The organism is Psychrobacter sp. P11F6 (assembly GCF_001435295.1).
Classification (GTDB): Bacteria; Pseudomonadota; Gammaproteobacteria; order Pseudomonadales; family Moraxellaceae; genus Psychrobacter.
Map to the genome: position 1 here is coordinate 2,454,995 of NZ_CM003594.1, position 19,282 is coordinate 2,474,276.

Annotated in this window: 13 protein-coding genes, 1 tRNA gene and 1 CRISPR repeat array (1 of these 15 only partly in view); of the genes, 12 read left to right on the forward strand and 2 right to left on the reverse strand. The window is 41.9% G+C overall.

The genetic code is table 11. The features are described from left to right. Positions 1-202: 202 nt before the first annotated feature. Positions 203-1,210, forward strand: coding sequence for a porphobilinogen synthase (gene hemB / locus AK822_RS10140; protein WP_060491547.1), 1,008 nt, complete (start codon positions 203-205; stop codon positions 1,208-1,210). Positions 1,211-1,329: 119 nt separating this feature from the next. On the opposite strand, the gene AK822_RS10145 is transcribed toward hemB, so the two are convergent. After that, a complete protein-coding gene (locus AK822_RS10145; RefSeq protein ID WP_060491548.1) occupies positions 1,330-2,307 on the reverse strand; it encodes a glutathione S-transferase family protein in 978 nt (325 codons plus the stop codon). A 311-nt stretch (positions 2,308-2,618) separates the two neighbouring features. Here AK822_RS10145 and AK822_RS10150 point away from each other — a divergent pair. Next, positions 2,619-2,695 (forward strand) — tRNA-Val (locus AK822_RS10150). Between the two features lie 242 nt (positions 2,696-2,937). Here the strand turns inward: AK822_RS10150 and AK822_RS10155 are convergent. Further along, the gene (locus AK822_RS10155; RefSeq protein ID WP_060491549.1) at positions 2,938-3,162 is read right to left on the reverse strand and encodes a helix-turn-helix domain-containing protein; all 225 of its coding nucleotides are present in this window, start codon (positions 3,160-3,162) and stop codon (positions 2,938-2,940) included. A gap of 150 nt (positions 3,163-3,312) precedes the next feature. Here AK822_RS10155 and AK822_RS10160 point away from each other — a divergent pair, with 150 nt between their 5' ends. The 10 genes from AK822_RS10160 to cas6f all read left to right on the forward strand — a co-directional run bounded on the left by AK822_RS10160 (position 3,313) and on the right by cas6f (position 14,349). After that, on the forward strand, positions 3,313-3,528 hold the full coding sequence (locus AK822_RS10160) for a hypothetical protein (RefSeq protein ID WP_045447035.1): 216 nt from the start codon (positions 3,313-3,315) through the stop codon (positions 3,526-3,528). Positions 3,529-3,539: 11 nt separating this feature from the next. Continuing rightward, positions 3,540-4,742: an Arm DNA-binding domain-containing protein gene (locus AK822_RS10165; RefSeq protein ID WP_060491550.1), complete on the forward strand. Its 1,203-nt coding sequence runs from the start codon at positions 3,540-3,542 to the stop codon at positions 4,740-4,742. Continuing rightward, positions 4,739-5,029, forward strand: a complete 291-nt coding sequence (locus AK822_RS10170) for a hypothetical protein (RefSeq protein ID WP_060491551.1) — start codon at positions 4,739-4,741, stop codon at positions 5,027-5,029. The genes AK822_RS10165 and AK822_RS10170 overlap by 4 nt, the downstream gene beginning before the upstream one ends. A gap of 10 nt (positions 5,030-5,039) precedes the next feature. Next, positions 5,040-5,348 (forward strand): hypothetical protein, encoded by a 309-nt coding sequence (locus tag AK822_RS10175; RefSeq protein WP_060491552.1) that lies wholly within the window; start codon positions 5,040-5,042, stop codon positions 5,346-5,348. 183 nt (positions 5,349-5,531) lie between these two features. After that, positions 5,532-6,527 (forward strand): type I-F CRISPR-associated endonuclease Cas1f, encoded by a 996-nt coding sequence (gene cas1f, locus AK822_RS10180; protein ID WP_060491553.1) that lies wholly within the window; start codon positions 5,532-5,534, stop codon positions 6,525-6,527. Then, on the forward strand, positions 6,528-10,016 hold the full coding sequence (gene cas3f, locus AK822_RS10185) for a type I-F CRISPR-associated helicase Cas3f (protein WP_060491554.1): 3,489 nt from the start codon (positions 6,528-6,530) through the stop codon (positions 10,014-10,016). A gap of 272 nt (positions 10,017-10,288) precedes the next feature. Beyond that, complete coding sequence (csy1, locus tag AK822_RS10190; RefSeq protein ID WP_060491555.1) at positions 10,289-11,668, forward strand: type I-F CRISPR-associated protein Csy1; 1,380 nt, start codon at positions 10,289-10,291, stop codon at positions 11,666-11,668. Then, a complete protein-coding gene (gene csy2 / locus AK822_RS10195) occupies positions 11,665-12,636 on the forward strand; it encodes a type I-F CRISPR-associated protein Csy2 (protein ID WP_060491556.1) in 972 nt (323 codons plus the stop codon). Before csy1 ends, csy2 begins: the two co-directional genes overlap by 4 nt. A gap of 75 nt (positions 12,637-12,711) precedes the next feature. Further along, positions 12,712-13,728: a type I-F CRISPR-associated protein Csy3 gene (gene csy3 / locus AK822_RS10200; RefSeq protein WP_060491557.1), complete on the forward strand. Its 1,017-nt coding sequence runs from the start codon at positions 12,712-12,714 to the stop codon at positions 13,726-13,728. A 3-nt stretch (positions 13,729-13,731) separates the two neighbouring features. Further along, entirely contained in the window at positions 13,732-14,349 is a 618-nt protein-coding gene (gene cas6f, locus AK822_RS10205) for a type I-F CRISPR-associated endoribonuclease Cas6/Csy4 (RefSeq protein WP_060491558.1), read from the forward strand. Positions 14,350-14,526: 177 nt separating this feature from the next. Then, positions 14,527-19,282: a CRISPR direct-repeat array (repeat unit 28 nt; unit sequence CTTCATCACCGCATAGGTGACTTAGAAA); it runs 135 nt beyond the window's last position.

Sequence of the window (19,282 nt, forward strand, 5' to 3'; positions counted from 1 at the left end):
TAGTCGATAAGTACAAAAAGCCCTACCGACTTGGTAGGGCTTTTTGCTTTTGTAAGGCGCTTTTAGTTATAGTAGACAAATTAGCTTACACATACTTTTATCCACTTATTAATGTCCGTGATATAAAAAAACATATGCTTCAAAACAGCTTATTTAATCAAGCTGATAAATAACAATGACTAAAATCTAATGAGGACAAATCATGACTTATACCTTTAATCGCCAATACCCTGCCACTCGCCTGCGTCGCCTACGTTATAACGATAATGTACGTGCCATGATTCGTGAAGTGGAGCTACATCCTAAGCATTTCATCGCACCCGTCTTTGTTTTAGAAGGTGAAAATCAACGCGAAACTATCGCTAGTATGCCAGGTGTCGAGCGTCTATCAATTGACCTACTGATTAAACATGCCAAAGAATTATTAGCAGAGGGTGTCACGACCATCGACATTTTCCCTGTCATTGATAACTCACTAAAGACACCGGACGGCAGAGCTGCTTATGACGAAAACGCCCTGACTGCACGTACGATAAAAGCGGTCAAAGACGCTGTACCAGAAATGGTTGTGATGACTGATGTGGCGCTAGACCCTTATACCTCACACGGTCAAGATGGTCTACTCGATGACAGCGGTTACGTCATCAATGATGCGACTATCGAAGTATTGGTCAAGCAGGCACTCGTACATGCTCGTGCTGGCGCTGATATCATTTCCCCTAGTGACATGATGGATGGACGTATCAAAGCCATGCGCGATGCGTTCGAAGCCGAAGGTTTTGTCAATACGGCTATCATGGCCTACTCTGCCAAATATGCGTCTGCTTACTACGGCCCGTTCCGTGATGCTGTCGGTAGTGCTGGCAACTTAAAGGGTGGACACAAAAAGCAATATCAAATGGACTTTGGCAATCGTGCTGAAGCCTTGCATGAAGTGGCCATGGACATCAATGAAGGCGCTGATATGGTCATGATTAAACCTGGCCAGCCGTATCTTGATTTGATTCGTGAAGTTAAAGACACTTTTGGCGTGCCAACCTTTGCCTATCAAGTATCTGGCGAATATGCCATGCATATGGCTGCTATTCAAAACGGCTGGCTCAGTGATGCAGTGATTTTGGAATCTTTGATTGGTTTCCGCCGTGCAGGTGCTGATGGTATCTTGACTTACTTTGCTCTAGAAGCAGCCCGTCAGCTAAACAACGCTTAGTATTTAGCTACTTTTCATATCGTAAAAAAGCCCCAACCGCTTATGAGTAGCTGGGGCTTTTTTTGTGCTGACATTCTATTAAAACAAAAAGATTTATTGCGTGTACTAACTATGAGTATCTACAGCTGCTCACGATCATGCGCTGTCATAAAATCAATCACAGGACCGACAGGGACGATACGAGTGGGATTAATACTGGCGTGACTGGTGTAGTAATGCTGCTTGATGTGAACCATATTCACCGTCTCTGCGATACCTTCGACTTGATACAAATCACGCAGATAGCTCCAAAGGTTTGGATAATCAACAATACGACGCAGATTACATTTAAAATGCCCAACATAAACGGCGTCGAAACGTACCAAAGTGGTAAACAGTCGCCAATCGGCCTCAGTGATCGTACTGCCTACCAAATAACGCTGAGTTGCTAAGCGCCCTTCAAGCGTATCTAGTGCTGCAAACAACTCAACCACTGCCTCTTCGTAGGCCTCTTGTGTGGTCGAAAATCCAGTTTTATACACGCCATTATTTATCGTAGAATAGACAAAGGTATTGATATCGTCGATTTCTGTTAATAACTCGGCTGGCACAAAGTTACCTGCTACTGCGCCCACATCATCAAAGGCTGAATTAAACATACGGATGATTTCTGACGACTCATTACTAACGATGGTATTGGTCTTCTTATCCCATAAAATAGGTACCGTGACGCGACCTGTATAATCTGGCTTGGCCTTGATATAGAGTTCATAGGCATAGTCTGCATGGATATTCGGATCGCCAATAACCTCCTCTCCCGCTGCAAACGTCCAACCATTCTCTCCCATGAAGGGATGAACGACAGACAGTGCAATCATATCCTCCAAACCTTTGAGCTTACGATAAATCAAAGCACGATGCGCCCAAGGACACGCGAGCGACACATATAGATGATAACGGTCAGCTTCGGCTTTAAAACCCTCAATACCTGTTGGTCCTGCATTGCCATCCACGGTCACCCAGTTCCTAAAACCGGCATTCTCACGTTGAAAGCGGCCACCATTGGCTTCTGTGTCATACCATTTGTCCTGCCACTGTCCATCGACCAATAAGCCCATGTTATTCTCCGACTATGTCTCGTTTCTATTCAACGCTATTAAGCATGACTTACTTTGAGTCATTACTATTATGACTCTCACTTCAGTTAGAGAGATATCATACCAGTTATAGGCCCTTATCCATTAAGGTTCGCCCTCTTATTAACAATAAAAACTACACCAATTAAATTAAATATTTAGAAAATATACACAAAAATTCTTCTAAAACTCTTAATATAAGCCTCAATACCAAATATTATGATAATAAATTAGAATTACGATAAAAAACACTTGCAAAGTCTGAGAAACTTGCTAAAATGCTCAACCTAAATAGGCGTATAGCTCAGTTGGTTAGAGCGCTACCTTGACATGGTAGAGGTCAGCAGTTCGAGTCTGCTTATGCCTACCAAATATTTAGAAAGCCCCAATCTCACGATTGGGGCTTTTTTTGTCTGTAATATATGGGCTGTAGCGAAAAAGGAAACTATACGTCGATGCAAATTCCCTCTTTTCTCACTTTCCGCAAACGTCATCAAAAAACGTGTGTGCCTAAATTGTGCCTAAGTTGCGCCTGCTCTCTATTTTGCCTTTCTTTCAGAGTAGCACTTTCGACCTCTACCCTAGATTATCTAAAACCACTTTAAAATTAATTTACTTCTCTTTATCTAGCGAGTCGTTAGGTACATAAGTAAATAAATCACCTACTTCAATATCTAGTGCCTCACAAATTTTATCCATAGTGTCAAAATCTATTCTTGAAGTCTGTTCGTTATAGATCTTGTGCACTGTCGACTTGCTAATTCCTGTCATTCTTATTAGATCTGCCACCTTCATACGACGTTCAGCTAGTAGCACTGGTAAATTACATAAAATCATTAATAATTCCTTAATAGACTAAAAAAGTACTTGCATCGACTAACGATAGCTAGTAAAGTACTTCTATCGAATAACAAATTACTTTTATAGAATTATTTGTTATCTCGATAAAACAACCTAGTTATTTAATTGGCTTACAAGGAATTTATTATGTCACATACCTACCTAACTACCCAAGAGCTTTCTGAGCTCATCAAATATAACCCTCGTACTATCCGTAATGAGCTCAAGGATAGTGTGCTTATCGAAGGCATTCATTATATACGCCCGTTCGGTGGTCGTAAGATTTTGTACATTTGGGAAGAGATTGAAAAAGATATGCGCACTGGCATTGCCGGTAGCATCAACGCCATGGCACTACAATAAGGAGAAATAGGATGGCTAGTATCAGAAGGCGCAAAGGGAGCAATATGCTATTTGTCGATTTTTATTATATGGGTATACGCTGTCGGGAGACGACAAACCTTACAGACACGCCGGCGAATTGCAAGAAGCTTGATAAGGTGATTGAGAAAATGGAAGCAGAAATCATTCTAGGACTGTTCAACTACGCTAAGTACTTTCCAAAAAGTGATAAAGCGGCAGAAATGGTAGCGTTGAACGATCGCAAGGAATGTATCAACACTAATACACCTTCCTTTGAGCAGTTTGCAAAATTATGGTTTTCTGAAAAAGAAATTGAATGGCGTGATACTTATAAGCGCAAAATAAAGGAGATTATTGATATGTACTTGATTGCTAAGTTTGGGACTAAACCCATTCATCTTATAAAAAAGACAGATGTATTAGCCTTCCGTTCATCGCTCGCCAAAGTAACGTACGGAAAAGCTAACAAACATCTGTCAGCGGCACGCATCAATTCGATAATGGTACCTTTAGGTATGATACTAAAAGAAGCAGCTAAACGCTATCAATTTGATAATCCCTACTACGATATCAATGCGCTCAAAGAGCCTAAAACAGATATTCAACCATTCACACTGAATGAGGTTTGGACGTTTATCAATGGTGTGAGAGCAGACTATCGCAATTATTATCTGGTACGTTTTTTCACAGGGATGCGTACGAGTGAGATTGATGGGTTGACGTGGGAGAACATTGACTTTAATCGACGTGAAATTGTGATCAAACAAGCTTATGTTAAAGGCAAAATTGTTCCTCCTAAAACTCAAGAGTCTTACCGTGCGATTCAAATGTCACCTTGGGTCTACGATGCTCTAAAAGAACAGCAAACTATTACTTATGGACGCTCTGATTATGTATTTTGTGCACATACCGGTGAGCCACTTGACTATAACAACGTGAATAAGCGTGTTTGGCACCCTACTCTTAAGATTCTGGGTCTGAAGAAGCGTAATGCTTATCAGACTCGTCATACTGCAGCAACACTATGGTTAGCTGCTGGCGAAAGTCCTGAATGGATTGCCAGTCAAATGGGACACTCTACGACCAAGATGCTATTCAATACTTATAGCCGCTATGTGCCAAATATGACCCGCCAAGATGGCAGTGCATTTGAGGCTCTGGTCAATCGCAGTCAGATTGCTCAAGTATCTACCGACAAGGAGACGTCACAATGAAATCCATTAATTACGATAAATTGTATGCGGCATTTAAACCTAGCGGCTATGTCAGTAAGGATGCCAATACTATCGCCAACATATTGATTTATGATCTATGTATTCAGCCTGGTTCTAATCTAGCACGCTTTTTAGAAGTAAAAACGTACTTTGATAATCATATGGCGATGCGTGTGTGGGTACAGAAACGCTTGGACGTGAATATTGGGTATGTGGTTAATGATATGTGTCAGCAGCTTCAGGGTGAGCTTTATGAGCTATTACCGCAGCCTGGCTATGCGTACTGAGGAGAATACTATGAGTGTTAAGCTTCAGCCTAGCATGACGCAGAATACACGAGATTTAAATATCTGTGGCGATTACTGGGCATACAACAATCAAGGTAATTATATTGCACACGTAATATCAGTTTGTCAGAAGTACGACATCAGTTCTCATATCTTGTTTCAAACAATAGGTGAGTGTTTTGCTTATTTAGATGATGTGCGATGCGAGTACTGTGGTTACGTTTGTCCTCTAGAAACACCTGCAGACATTCCTTTTATGCGCTCAAAAGAGCGTTGGTGTTGTGAGGTGTGTGAGCATGCCTTATGGCGTGACAACTAAAGCACTTAACAAGATAAAGTGTTTTACTAATCACCAGATAATTTAGGTTGTCTGGTTTTTTATTGATCTTTGAATTATGACGACATTCAATGTCGCAGAGAAAACGCTATCCATTGTTTTGCAAACATAATTCCAGTAAAGTAAACCTTATCTTAAATATGGTTTTATATTACTGGAATTATTATGGCCAAATCAACCAACCCCTATACTAACAACAGCTTTGATTCATCCGACCTAAAAACCATTCTACATTCCAAACGTGCAAATATTTACTACTTATCACACTGCCGTGTCATGCAAAAAGACGGTCGCATCCTCTATCTCACTGAAGAAGACAAGGCCAATCTGTTCTATAACATTCCTATTGCTAATACCACATCCTTACTACTCGGTACAGGGACTTCGATCACTCAAGCGGCAATGCGGTTATTGTCACAGGCTGGGGTGTTAGTTGGCTTCTGTGGCGGTGGCGGATCACCACTATTTATGGGCGCAGAGCGTGAAATCTTCATTGAATGGATGACCCCGCAAAGTGAATACCGCCCAACGGAATATATTCAAGGTTGGATGAGTTGGTGGTGGGATGATGATAAACGCTTAGCGGCAGCCAAACTGTTACAACATGCTCGCCTTGCCTATCTACAAACCATTTGGAGCAAAGATAGTGAACTGAAACGCCATGGCTTTGATAGCAGCCGTGATGAGATTAGAGACTTAATCGAAAACAATGTCCGTCAGATAAACCAGCAAATGGAGGTCATGCATTTATTGCAGCTTGAAGCAAGGTTAACCAAAAACCTCTATAAACTAGCTGCCAAGAATACCGGCTATGACGGCTTTACCCGTGAGCATGAAGGTATCGATAAGGCCAATGGCTTCTTGAATCACGGCAATTATCTCGCATACGGACTTGGCGCAACGACGGCATGGACGCTCGGCATTCCGCATGGCTTTGCAGTAATGCATGGCAAGACTCGGCGCGGGGCATTGGTATTTGATATCGCTGATATTATTAAAGATGCACTGGTGCTACCTCTTGCCTTTATCTGTGCAAGCGAGAACCTAAGCGAGCAAGAGTTTCGGCAAGAGTGCCTGAATATGTTCACTAAACACAAAGCACTCGACTATCAGTTTGAAGTGGTTAAGCAGATTGCTATGACTAAAGACTGGAGCGTGTAGATGATTGTCACCTTTGTTTCGCAATGTGAAAAAAAGTCGCTCAGTCGCACGCGGCGTATTCTAGACGCGTTCGCCAATCGTATCGGGGATAATGTTTGGCAAACGGCAATTACCGAAGATGGTCTTACGACTGTCAAGAAACTGCTGCGCAAATCAGCGACCAAGTCAACGGCAGTAAGCTGTCATCGTAATAAGACGCGCCAGCTGACGGAGCTGGTATGGGTTGTGGGTAATAAGCGTAAGTTTAATGAGATTGGCGTGGTGCCAGTTAATCGAACCAAACGAAACATTCTACATAGCGAATGGGAAAATGACTGGAGTTACGCCAGTAGTATTCAAATTATCGCTACGATTGCTGCGCTACTTCATGATATCGGTAAATCAACCATTGGCTTTCAAAATAAACTTATAAAAGGCAGTAAACAAGGTGACTCTTATCGTCATGAGTGGATATCACTAAAGCTTTTTGAGCTAATCATTAAAGATTGCAACACAGATGAGGCATGGCTTGATCGATTAATGCATCTGGACAAATGGTTAGAGGTCAATGATATAGAGAAACTGATCTCTATAGCTAATCAAAACACTGTAGATATAGAACCAATGCCACCGCTAGCTCAATGGGTCGCCTGGCTGATTGTCACTCATCACCGCCTGCCACCAGCTGATAAAGTATTTCATTCCTCTACTGCCATTCAGCGTATGCAGCAGCCTAAAGAAACCTCGCTTTATAAGCGAAACTTACAGCAGTTTTATGGTCACTTAATACCTTTTGATTATTGGGTAAAAAATCCTAAATCGCTAGATGAGATGACCCAAGCTCAACTTAAAAGCTTTTGGCAATTCGAGCACTTAGTTATTAATAGTTCTGCTTGGCAAAAAAATATTAGACGCTGGTCTAAAAAAGCGCTGAACGATTCTACCCTCCTTCAGATTAGCCAACAAGCTGTTGAATCTCACAAATCTATCAGCGATCCATTTTTACTACACTTATCACGTCTATGCTTAATGGTAGGCGATCACAATTATTCTAGTCTCAAAGAAAACGACTCGCGCTGTATAACCGTCAACAGCCAATTTAAAAAACTAGCGGCTAATACGGATCGTACTGCTAACATACCCACAGTTAAACAATCACTTGAAGAGCATTTACTAGGTGTAGCTACTTTCACAGCTCATTTCTGCCGAGCGCTACCTATTATTGCTAATGAAATGCCGACGCTACGTAATCATGATCCTCTAGCCAAACCTACTGGCATAGAGCGTTTCAAATGGCAGAATCAAGCGTTTAAGATGTGCTACGGCTTGCAAGAATCCACACGCGAACATGGATTTTTTGGGGTAAATATGGCATCAACAGGTGCAGGCAAAACGATTGGTAATGCTCGCATTATGTACGCTTTAGCTGACCCAAAAAAGGGCGCACGTTTTACTATTGCCTTAGGTCTGCGGATTCTAACTTTACAGACAGGACTTAGCTTTCGTAAGGACTTGAAATTAAAGGGTGATCAATTAGCAATACTTGTCGGTGGCAGCGCCAATAAAAAACTGTTTGAGCTGGCCTACGATAATAAGACTAATGACATTACCGAGATCATCGGTGAGCATGCAAATGATAAAGAGCCTGATAATGAATCACAGACATTCGGCAGTGAATCTAGTGAGGATTTAATAGATGAAATAGTCGATAGCGATATTGATTATCAAGATTATGAAGCGCTTAATCTTGATACCGTTATTGCCAGCTCAAAAGCGCGCGATCTTATCTTTGCGCCTATTGTGACCTGTACTGTTGACCATATTATTCAAGCCAGCGAATGCAAACGTGGCGGTAAATATATAGCACCAATTCTGCGATTACTTAGTAGTGACTTGATACTTGATGAGCCTGACGATTTTGACCAAGCGGACTTGCCTGCGCTTTCTCGACTCGTGCATCTTGCTGGACTATTTGGCACACGAGTACTGCTATCTTCTGCCACTTTGACCCCTGATTTAGTAACAGGGTTATTTGAAGCTTACATGGAAGGTCGGAAACTGTTTAACCAAAGCCAAAACAAATCAATGCCTAGAGTGGTCTGTGCATGGTTCGATGAACAACCTAAAGCGATGATGTCTGAGCAATGTGCTGATATGGATGAATTCCAAGACAAGCATAAACAATTTTGCGATAAACGTGCCAGCTATTTAGCCAAGCAGCCTGTTAGACGTCAAGTAGAAATACTGCCGTTTTCAGTATTATATACTCAGGATAAAGCCACACAGTTTTATAGCGCTTTAGCACAAACGATAGTCGATGCGGCTGTCAATTTGCATGATAAGCATCATGAAGTGCTGACTAATTCGGATAAGAAAAACTCTGTTGTAAACGCACAAGTGAGTATCGGACTGGTACGCGTTGCTAACATTAACAACATTACTAATATTGCCATGCAGCTTTTTAAAGCAGATAGCATCACTGTGCCAGATGATACGGTAATACATGTGGTGTGCTATCACGCTAAGCAGCTATTACTACTACGTAATGCTTTAGAAAATAAGCTCGATAGAATCCTAGATCGTAGCGACAATAAAGTTAGCGTGCTTAATCATCCTGAAATTAAACAAGCCATTACCAATTATCCTACTAAAAATCATATTTTTATAGTACTCGCTACTCCTGTCGCCGAGGTCGGACGCGATCATGATTATGATTGGGCGATAGTCGAACCTTCTTCTATGCGCTCTATTATTCAGCTGGCTGGGCGTGTTTGGCGTCATCGGCCTAATAAGGTTGCTAACACACCTAATATTTTATTGTTGCAATACAATATCCGTTACTTCAAACATCCAAATGGTCAGCGACCTATTTTCACTTATCCAGGATTTGAGACCGCGTTATTCAAGCCGCCAAGCTACGATTTGAATGAATTAATGACTCAAGAGCAGTTAGCGCACGTTGATGCCAGACCTAGAATTTTATCTTCTGAAAGTAAAACAATAGAGACGTTAAGCGACCTTGAACATCACGTTATGCAGCATTTATTAAATAGCCCCAAGCTTAACTACGTTAATGCCTATTGGGATAGCAAGGCTACGGCTAATCGCACCCATACACATTTGCAGCAAATCAGTCCTTTTCGGGCAGGAACGCCGCAAGATGATTGGTTATTAATTCCGCGAATGGTCAGCGATGACGAAGATATCGATCAACCAACCACTGGCTTTGATGCGTACTATAGCGAGGATGTCTTCGAAAAAGGCTTAGCCAAATCTACCCCTCAGAATAAAACCATTCAACCACTAGCCTTTAGTTTTGAGCATGTACAAATAAAGCCTTGGTTGATTACTTCACTAAATGATGTCTTACAAGATTTACAACTCTCACATTCTGATAAAAGCATGCGCTCATTAGCGATTACTTATTCATCGGTATCGCTTGATAGCATCAAGTCTAGCAATAGTAGCGGCTGGACGTTTCATGAGTTTTTTGGATTTGTGCGTGGATAGGCTTGAGCTTATTAAAATCATTGGCATAAAAAAGCACGGCGTTAACCGTGCTTCTGATAGAAGCCACCTAAGCGGTGGTGAAAGGTAATACCAGTTATAACATTTTCTAAGCCACCTAAGCGGTGCAATCAAATTATAACAGAGCGTCTTTTATAAATATAACCAATATATTTAATTTTATAATACTAGTTATAACATGGTTTACTTGTTAATCATTATATGCTTTACTATTGTAAATAAAAAACTTTTGTGCATTATAAAAGGAGCTAATCTTGACTGATATATCCCCAGAGCTAGCAAGCAGTGTTGTCAAAGCATTCCTTATTAGCCAGTACGATAAAAAAACGGATACTGAGCAAAAACAGCTCGCTAAAGCAATAGAAAGTAATGATTTTGACAAAATTACAGAATTGAAAGCTACTTTAGCTGACGCCCAAGAAAAATATAGTGTCGCCACTTGGATTCCAGATGCTGCAACGCGTATGGCAACCCAATTGAACTTCGGCACGCATATATCAAAAGGCGTGCATCCTGATGCCAAAGGCGATAATGTTAGCTTTAACTTAGATACTCACTTACCGCAGACTATCGTAGGTACGCATTCGATAGACAGCAGCTATATCGATGCTAATGGAAATGCCGCTGCACTGCCCCTTGCAGCCTTTTTTGATTTTGAGGTGGATGAGACGACTAAAATACGCGACCTTATTCTAGCGGATAATGCTGACTTTATTGCTACGCTTGCAGGCGACCAAGCTTTGGCAAAGACTTATCAACAGGCTTTTAAAAAGGCGCTACAAAATATTATTACCACTCCTATAACTCATGAGCGTAATAAGCAAACGCTATGGGTGACTAACGCTTATGAAAGCACGGATATTGAAGCGCTTGATTATATAAATGTGATTCCACTTTATCCCTCTGTGCTTACTCATGAAGTTTATCAACGCATTAATAACCTTAAATTTTCTGAAGAAAATAAAGCTGCTCGCGATAACCGTTTTAAAAAAACCGCTGAACAGCGGCCTTATGTCACTTTAAACAATTTAGCAACGCTTCAGCTTGGCGGCACAAAACCTCAAAATGTCAGCTTACTCATGAGTAAACAAGGTGGTCGCAACTACCTTTTGTCTTCGCTTCCACCCATCATCAAGCAAGAGCGTGCGTTTAAACTATCCAAATTTGCCAATAGTATTTTTGGCACCAGTATGGAATATAACGCGCGTAAAGAGATTCAAAGTATTTTTAAATCTATCAAAGACACTCGTAATATCGTCGATGTTAGAGATGCGCGTAAACTTGCTATCGATGAAGTGCTTTATCAGATATTTGCAGCCGCAGAAGATATCCGCAGCTCCATGCCAGCAGGCTGGTCAAAAGACTATGATCTTGATCGCACAGAAAAGCTTTGGCTTGATCCAAAACGTGCTGATTTAGAGGGTGAAGAAGAATTTAAAGCAGAGCGTGAACAAGATGATGCTTGGCATAGTCAAATCGTTCATCGTTTTGCCCGTTGGCTTAATACTTTGATGCAAGCCGAGTTTAAGGAAATTGCCAGTGACTTTGGCGACGGGGAACATTTAGACTGGGAGCGTGAGATTGAAGATATGCAAAAACGCTATGAGCGCGCAGGCAAAGGAGTATTTTTATGAGCCGTATAGACGATGATAACGATATTGGCGTAGTTGGCTATTTGCTATTTAAGAAGGTCATTATTGATGGGGCAAATACTATCTCAAGTCCACTGACTTATGGTTTCCCAGCTATTACTGGATTCTTAGGTAGCTTTCATGCGATGTCACGCAAGATGGCGGATGATGAGCAATTATCAAGTGTTTCACTAGGCGGTGTGTTGCTAGCTTGCCATGACTGTCAGCCGCAAATGTATCGCCCTAACACTTATAACAATTACACTTTTAATCAAACACGCAACCCTATCAAAAAGGACGGCAAAACAGCATCTATTATTGAGGAAGGCAAATGCCGCTTAGTCATGAGCTTTGTAGTTGAAGTACTGGCAGACACTAACTTAACGGCTGAGCAGCAAGCGTCTGCCATACAAAAAACAAAGCAGTGGATTCAGCAACAACGTATGGCTGGTGGCAGTGTGCATGGACTAGCTCGATTTGAGCCAGTACAGTTTTTTGATAGTAGTGACATTAGTGCCGTCATACCACAGCTGTTGCCTGCTTTTGTACTGATGGACGCACAAGATGAGTTTGCTCAAATTATAAATGAGGTACAAAAAGACAATCCAGATGCAACGCCTTTAGATGCCTTGATAGACGTTTGTGCGCTGTATCAAATTCCTGAAACTAAGCCTAATGGCGAGACCAAATGGTCAACTATGTCGCGTAAAAGTGGTCACGGTTGGCTTGTGCCCATGCCTATAGGTTACCAAGGTATGTCCGACTGTTATGAAGCAGGCATCATGCAAAACGTGCGTAACCCTGAATATTCTAGCCAGTATGTCGAAGCCATTTATAGCCTTGGAAAATGGGTTTATCCGCAGCGTTTAAATCGCATCGGTGGTGAGCATGATATTGCCAATGCGTTTTGGCGTTATCGCTACGATGCCGATGACTCTGTTTATCTAGTCACTCAGCAGCAAGATCTTTAAACTTATTTTTAATTTTTAAAACTATCCAGTTTTATAACAAATGCAATTTAATTTTTTATTCTCATGGAGAACATTATGTCAAAATCAGCCCTAAAAACTGCATCCGTACTCGCTTTTGAGCGTAACTTAGACGTATCAGACGCCTATCTGTGGCAGACCGATAGTCAAGCAGCAGCTTCGCCCTCCCCTGTGGTTATTAAAGAAAAATCCGTTCGTGGTACGATTAGTAATCGCTTAAAAAACGCTATTACCAATGACCCTGCCAAATTAGATGCTGAGACTGAAAAAGCCAACTTACAAAAAGTAGATTCAGCATCATTAGATGAAAATAACGATACTTTAGTCGCACGCTTCAGTCTCAAAGTTCTGCCTTTTACTGGCAAACCTAACGTCTGTAACGACCAAGACTATCAACAAGCTTTAGAGCAAGTCGTTACTGACTATATTAGCACTCAGGGTGTCGATGAGTTGGCACGACGCTATGCGATTAACGTGCTAAATGCGCGTTGGTTATGGCGCAACCGTGTGGGCACTGAAAGTATTAAAGTCACCATTAAGTGCAATGGACAAACTATTACCATTGATGATGCAAAAGCTTATGGTCTCAAAGACTTTAATAGTGATGATGCTCATATCAAACAAGTGGCTGATTGGATTAAAGCGGGTCTAAACGGTGATGAGTTCATTATTTTATACGTAGAAGCACAAGCCATCATCGGTTATGGTCAAGAGGTTTACCCCTCACAAGAACTGATACTCGATACCGGCAGTAAAAAGAGTAAGGTGCTTTACCGCGTTAGTGATAAGAAAGGCTCTGAGGACAATGCGGGTATGCACTCTCAGAAAGTCAGCAACGCAATTCGTACTATTGATACTTGGTATCCTGATGCCCAGTTCCCTATTGCTATCGAGCCTTACGGTGCTGTGACGACATTAGGCACGGCATTCCGCCAGCCTAAAGCTAAGATGGATTTTTATAGCTTATTTGATAATTGGGTTTTAAAAGGTGACGCACCAGATGTTGAGCAGCAACATTATGTAATGGGTGTGCTGATCCGTGGCGGTGTGTTTGGTGCCAGTGGCAAGGAGTAAGGTATGAGTAATTCAACTTTAAACCTTACCCATTACCAAGAAATAACTATCATCCCTGATCCCGAGATTGCGCCTTACTTTATTTGGAGTAAGCTCTTTAATCAGCTGCATATTGCTCTAGCGGCATTGAAAAATGAACACGGTATCGACTCCATAGGTGTCAGCTTCCCTGATTATCATTACGATAATAAAAATGAGAAATCATCTAAGTTGGGATTAAAACTACGCCTTTTTGCGCCAAACCAAAAAAACTTAGACACCCTAAACCTGGATAAATGGCTGTCACGACTGTCAGATTATGTGCATGTTAAAGGTATTAAAGAAGTCGGTGATAAAGCGACTGGTTATGTCAGTGTGCAGCGTTACCGATTTAAACCAATTGATATACAAGCACAGACATTGGCAGATAAGTTAAAAGTCAGTTATGAGGAGGCGATGGTCACTGTCGCCAAACGCAAAAAAGAGATGGCATTGCCATTCATTCAGATGCGTAGTCATACCAACAATAGTAATTACCGTTTAAGCATTTTACAGTCGCCTTGTGATAACTCTCAAGCTGGTAGCTTTAATACTTATGGCTTAAATGGTATGCAAGACACGGTTACCGTTCCACATTGGTAAGCTAATTAAATGGTAATGACGAATTACCCAAAAATTAAGCATAAAAACCCTTTTTTTTACTATTTAAAAACTTACAATGAAATCAATCAGTTACGATAAGGTGAAAAATGGAGGGTAAAATAGGGTATTTTGCCCTCTACGCCTTGTCGTAACTGAATTTTTTGAGGTATAATTTCTCTTCATCACCGCATAGGTGACTTAGAAATGCTTAGAATTAACCAGCGATCTTGATTCAGTCTTCATCACCGCATAGGTGACTTAGAAAAATCCGAACCATTGCGCGTCCAATACGCTCCACTTCATCACCGCATAGGTGACTTAGAAACATTTCTTATCACTAGATTGCCCTGACGCTTTCTTCATCACCGCATAGGTGACTTAGAAATGAGCCAGATCCTATCTATGCTCCTAAGCCTACTTCATCACCGCATAGGTGACTTAGAAATTGATTATTCGCACTTAGTTAGTGCAGTTGACCTTCATCACCGCATAGGTGACTTAGAAAGCCCTGTCATGGTGTTAGCGCACTATGTCGGGCTTCATCACCGCATAGGTGACTTAGAAATAGCGATATGCCCGGTCGCCCCGGTGCTGTCCTTCATCACCGCATAGGTGACTTAGAAACATCGCGGTAAGGGTTATTGCGAGTGGTGCCACTTCATCACCGCATAGGTGACTTAGAAATTTAACTGTTGAATGCCGTGAAAGTCTCATGACTTCATCACCGCATAGGTGACTTAGAAAGTTTAACAGACGGTCGAATTATTAATCATTGACTTCATCACCGCATAGGTGACTTAGAAATTTGATTAACTTATCGGTACTCATAATAATATCCTTCATCACCGCATAGGTGACTTAGAAATTGCTACTTTAAATAGCGGTGAAAGTGGTCTTCTTCATCACCGCATAGGTGACTTAGAAACGAACAAATCGGATTAGCCTCACTGATTTCAACTTCATCACCGCATAGGTGACTTAGAAACACGACCCTCGGCTTCGGAGGTCGCGGTCATGCTTCATCACCGCATAGGTGACTTAGAAATAGACGAAGCGATACACGACAAGGCAGCCTACCTTCATCACCGCATAGGTGACTTAGAAAAGCTTACGGTTGCATTGGCGTTATGTCACGCACTTCATCACCGCATAGGTGACTTAGAAAGTGGTGATTAGCGGTGATGCGGTATCGGAAGACTTCATCACCGCATAGGTGACTTAGAAAAACTATTTCAAGGCTGGTCGGCTCTGTGTCCTCTTCATCACCGCATAGGTGACTTAGAAACAAAGCGGATGATGCAGCCGACGCTTGATAGCCTTCATCACCGCATAGGTGACTTAGAAAATGTTTCCCGTCTACATCCAGTACGTGATGGTCTTCATCACCGCATAGGTGACTTAGAAATGTCTCAGTTATATGTATGATTTTAGATTGGTCTTCATCACCGCATAGGTGACTTAGAAAAACCGAGCCTGATGACATTGTTGCTTTAAATGCTTCATCACCGCATAGGTGACTTAGAAAAACATCATCCGCCACTGGCTTAATCCAATTTACTTCATCACCGCATAGGTGACTTAGAAAAATCAGCAGATAGTCCAGTTGATACGAGGCACCTTCATCACCGCATAGGTGACTTAGAAATTCGCTGTCTCGACAGCAAGTGCTGCGATAGCCTTCATCACCGCATAGGTGACTTAGAAAATAGCTTTAGCAACAGCCTGCTGAATAGCCATCTTCATCACCGCATAGGTGACTTAGAAACGCAAGCCCGTTTGTATGAAGGCGCAATTTGCGCTTCATCACCGCATAGGTGACTTAGAAAGTAATCAACACACGTGACGCTTGCAGTAAGTCCTTCATCACCGCATAGGTGACTTAGAAAAGCCAATGCAGTAGCAATCACCTCATCAACAACTTCATCACCGCATAGGTGACTTAGAAAAATGACTGGCTATCCATACTTTACGATACCGACTTCATCACCGCATAGGTGACTTAGAAAACTTTCAATGTCTCGTCACCAGCTCTCAGCTCCTTCATCACCGCATAGGTGACTTAGAAAAAATACTTACACTGCATTTGTGTTTAGCGGAACTTCATCACCGCATAGGTGACTTAGAAATCCATGATAAATTGCTTAACATGATTAGCCTCCTTCATCACCGCATAGGTGACTTAGAAAACCTTCCCAGATCTTAACGCCTGCTGTGTAATCTTCATCACCGCATAGGTGACTTAGAAAAGTACCGTTAGACCCACTCATGCCAGCACAAGCTTCATCACCGCATAGGTGACTTAGAAAATTATTCATCCCCCCCCTATCTCTACACGCTCTCTTCATCACCGCATAGGTGACTTAGAAATGATCAACACGGTATGAAGTCACAACAAAACCCTTCATCACCGCATAGGTGACTTAGAAATTTCAGGTTAGTCATAGCTTCAACACTTTTGTCTTCATCACCGCATAGGTGACTTAGAAAGCCATAATGCCGAGAAAGATAAACGAAAGTGTCTTCATCACCGCATAGGTGACTTAGAAATGTACCTGCTGATGCTATGGCTGAACCTATAACTTCATCACCGCATAGGTGACTTAGAAAACTGTAAAGCGGTTCTTAGCCCATTCATTGTACTTCATCACCGCATAGGTGACTTAGAAAACTGACCACGTTCAACATCCTCAATGTAGTAGCTTCATCACCGCATAGGTGACTTAGAAACTAATGACGCGACTCAGCAAAATAAGTTTGAGCTTCATCACCGCATAGGTGACTTAGAAATCCCACTGCTCAGGTGTTTTCTGTTCCTGCTGCTTCATCACCGCATAGGTGACTTAGAAATACTGAAGTAGATGCAATAACTCAAAATCTGCCTTCATCACCGCATAGGTGACTTAGAAACGTAACAATATCGTCAGGCATTGTAAGAAACACTTCATCACCGCATAGGTGACTTAGAAAAATCAAAACCGATATTGTCCAGCTCACCAAAACTTCATCACCGCATAGGTGACTTAGAAAAAAAGATGATACGTCTTTACCGTACTTGTCCTCTTCATCACCGCATAGGTGACTTAGAAATAATAGATTGATTATTTCCTTATAAGTGTGACCTTCATCACCGCATAGGTGACTTAGAAAAACAACGCATTCGCTTTGAGCCTATCTTTGAGCTTCATCACCGCATAGGTGACTTAGAAAGTAACCCGTCATCGTACCACCAACACCAGCGGCTTCATCACCGCATAGGTGACTTAGAAAAACTGTGGTCGCAGCGACGACTTACGAGCTAACTTCATCACCGCATAGGTGACTTAGAAAACCAAGTTATCCAGCCCAACAAGAACCCTCAACCTTCATCACCGCATAGGTGACTTAGAAATGTCATGAGCCAACCTGTCAAGTCATCCTCATCTTCATCACCGCATAGGTGACTTAGAAATTAAGCATGATTGCACCAATGCCACCACTAATCTTCATCACCGCATAGGTGACTTAGAAAGTAGTAAGGCGCTACTGGCAGATAATCACCTGCTTCATCACCGCATAGGTGACTTAGAAAATTAGAGTGAACAGTGGTTATGCCCCCTGGATCTTCATCACCGCATAGGTGACTTAGAAATCATACATAAAAGCGATGATGAGAGATATAACCTTCATCACCGCATAGGTGACTTAGAAAAACCAAAGAAGGCATGGGGCAGGGTGATTTAGCTTCATCACCGCATAGGTGACTTAGAAAGTAGTCAGATTGTGAGTTTCCTAATACTGTCACTTCATCACCGCATAGGTGACTTAGAAAACAACACCGCTTATAGATACTTTGCTAGTATGCTTCATCACCGCATAGGTGACTTAGAAAACTCACGTAGCTCATCGATGCCCATTTCAGCACTTCATCACCGCATAGGTGACTTAGAAATTGTATTACGCCAGCCCCTGCAAAATTAGCCCCTTCATCACCGCATAGGTGACTTAGAAATTATTTTAAAAGCAGCTCAAAGGATCACAAATCTTCATCACCGCATAGGTGACTTAGAAAATCCAGCCAGTCGTCACCGTCAGCGTCTCATCCTTCATCACCGCATAGGTGACTTAGAAAAAATCAGCAGCACCTCAAACATCTGCTCGTCACTTCATCACCGCATAGGTGACTTAGAAACTACACCTACGTACTGGGATATGTAATGCGTACTTCATCACCGCATAGGTGACTTAGAAATGCACGTTGGGCGCGGTCATGCAACAATAGCGCTTCATCACCGCATAGGTGACTTAGAAAACTGGCAATCCGCTATGAAGATGGCTTTGCTTCTTCATCACCGCATAGGTGACTTAGAAAAAAATACCGATTACCTCGGACTTAATGCCATTCTTCATCACCGCATAGGTGACTTAGAAATAACGCCCCTGCATGGCAGACCGATATCTTAGCTTCATCACCGCATAGGTGACTTAGAAAGTATAAATTTAGAAAATATATAACCATTCTATCTTCATCACCGCATAGGTGACTTAGAAAATGCGACGACACAAAAACGTGCTCGTTATCTTCTTCATCACCGCATAGGTGACTTAGAAATATTTGAAGTCTCTTGATTTAGAGAGGCGTCTCTTCATCACCGCATAGGTGACTTAGAAAAATAGTGAAATCGTAAGTATTTAAGCTGTCGACTTCATCACCGCATAGGTGACTTAGAAAATTTCAGACAACAAGCCGTACTTGGTTGCTATCTTCATCACCGCATAGGTGACTTAGAAAGAAATGTCGGTCTTTAGCCCTTATTTGACGTACTTCATCACCGCATAGGTGACTTAGAAAACTGCCAGTCGTCTTGCTGATTCATGCGGTCACTTCATCACCGCATAGGTGACTTAGAAAATATCACGATAGTTTCAACGATATACCAAGCTCTTCATCACCGCA

What these genes read in the sequence shown, in the direction of transcription:
- csy2 (WP_060491556.1), top strand. Translation starts at nt 11,665, where the DNA reads ATGAGCCGTATAGACGATGATAACGATATTGGCGTAGTTGGCTATTTG.
- cas3f (WP_060491554.1), top strand. Translation starts at nt 6,528, where the DNA reads ATGATTGTCACCTTTGTTTCGCAATGTGAAAAAAAGTCGCTCAGTCGC.
- AK822_RS10155 (WP_060491549.1), bottom strand. Translation starts at nt 3,162, where the DNA reads ATGATTTTATGTAATTTACCAGTGCTACTAGCTGAACGTCGTATGAAG.
- hemB (WP_060491547.1), top strand. Translation starts at nt 203, where the DNA reads ATGACTTATACCTTTAATCGCCAATACCCTGCCACTCGCCTGCGTCGC.
- AK822_RS10165 (WP_060491550.1), top strand. Translation starts at nt 3,540, where the DNA reads ATGGCTAGTATCAGAAGGCGCAAAGGGAGCAATATGCTATTTGTCGAT.
- AK822_RS10145 (WP_060491548.1), bottom strand. Translation starts at nt 2,307, where the DNA reads ATGGGCTTATTGGTCGATGGACAGTGGCAGGACAAATGGTATGACACA.
- AK822_RS10175 (WP_060491552.1), top strand. Translation starts at nt 5,040, where the DNA reads ATGAGTGTTAAGCTTCAGCCTAGCATGACGCAGAATACACGAGATTTA.
- cas6f (WP_060491558.1), top strand. Translation starts at nt 13,732, where the DNA reads ATGAGTAATTCAACTTTAAACCTTACCCATTACCAAGAAATAACTATC.
- AK822_RS10160 (WP_045447035.1), top strand. Translation starts at nt 3,313, where the DNA reads ATGTCACATACCTACCTAACTACCCAAGAGCTTTCTGAGCTCATCAAA.
- csy3 (WP_060491557.1), top strand. Translation starts at nt 12,712, where the DNA reads ATGTCAAAATCAGCCCTAAAAACTGCATCCGTACTCGCTTTTGAGCGT.
- AK822_RS10170 (WP_060491551.1), top strand. Translation starts at nt 4,739, where the DNA reads ATGAAATCCATTAATTACGATAAATTGTATGCGGCATTTAAACCTAGC.
- cas1f (WP_060491553.1), top strand. Translation starts at nt 5,532, where the DNA reads ATGGCCAAATCAACCAACCCCTATACTAACAACAGCTTTGATTCATCC.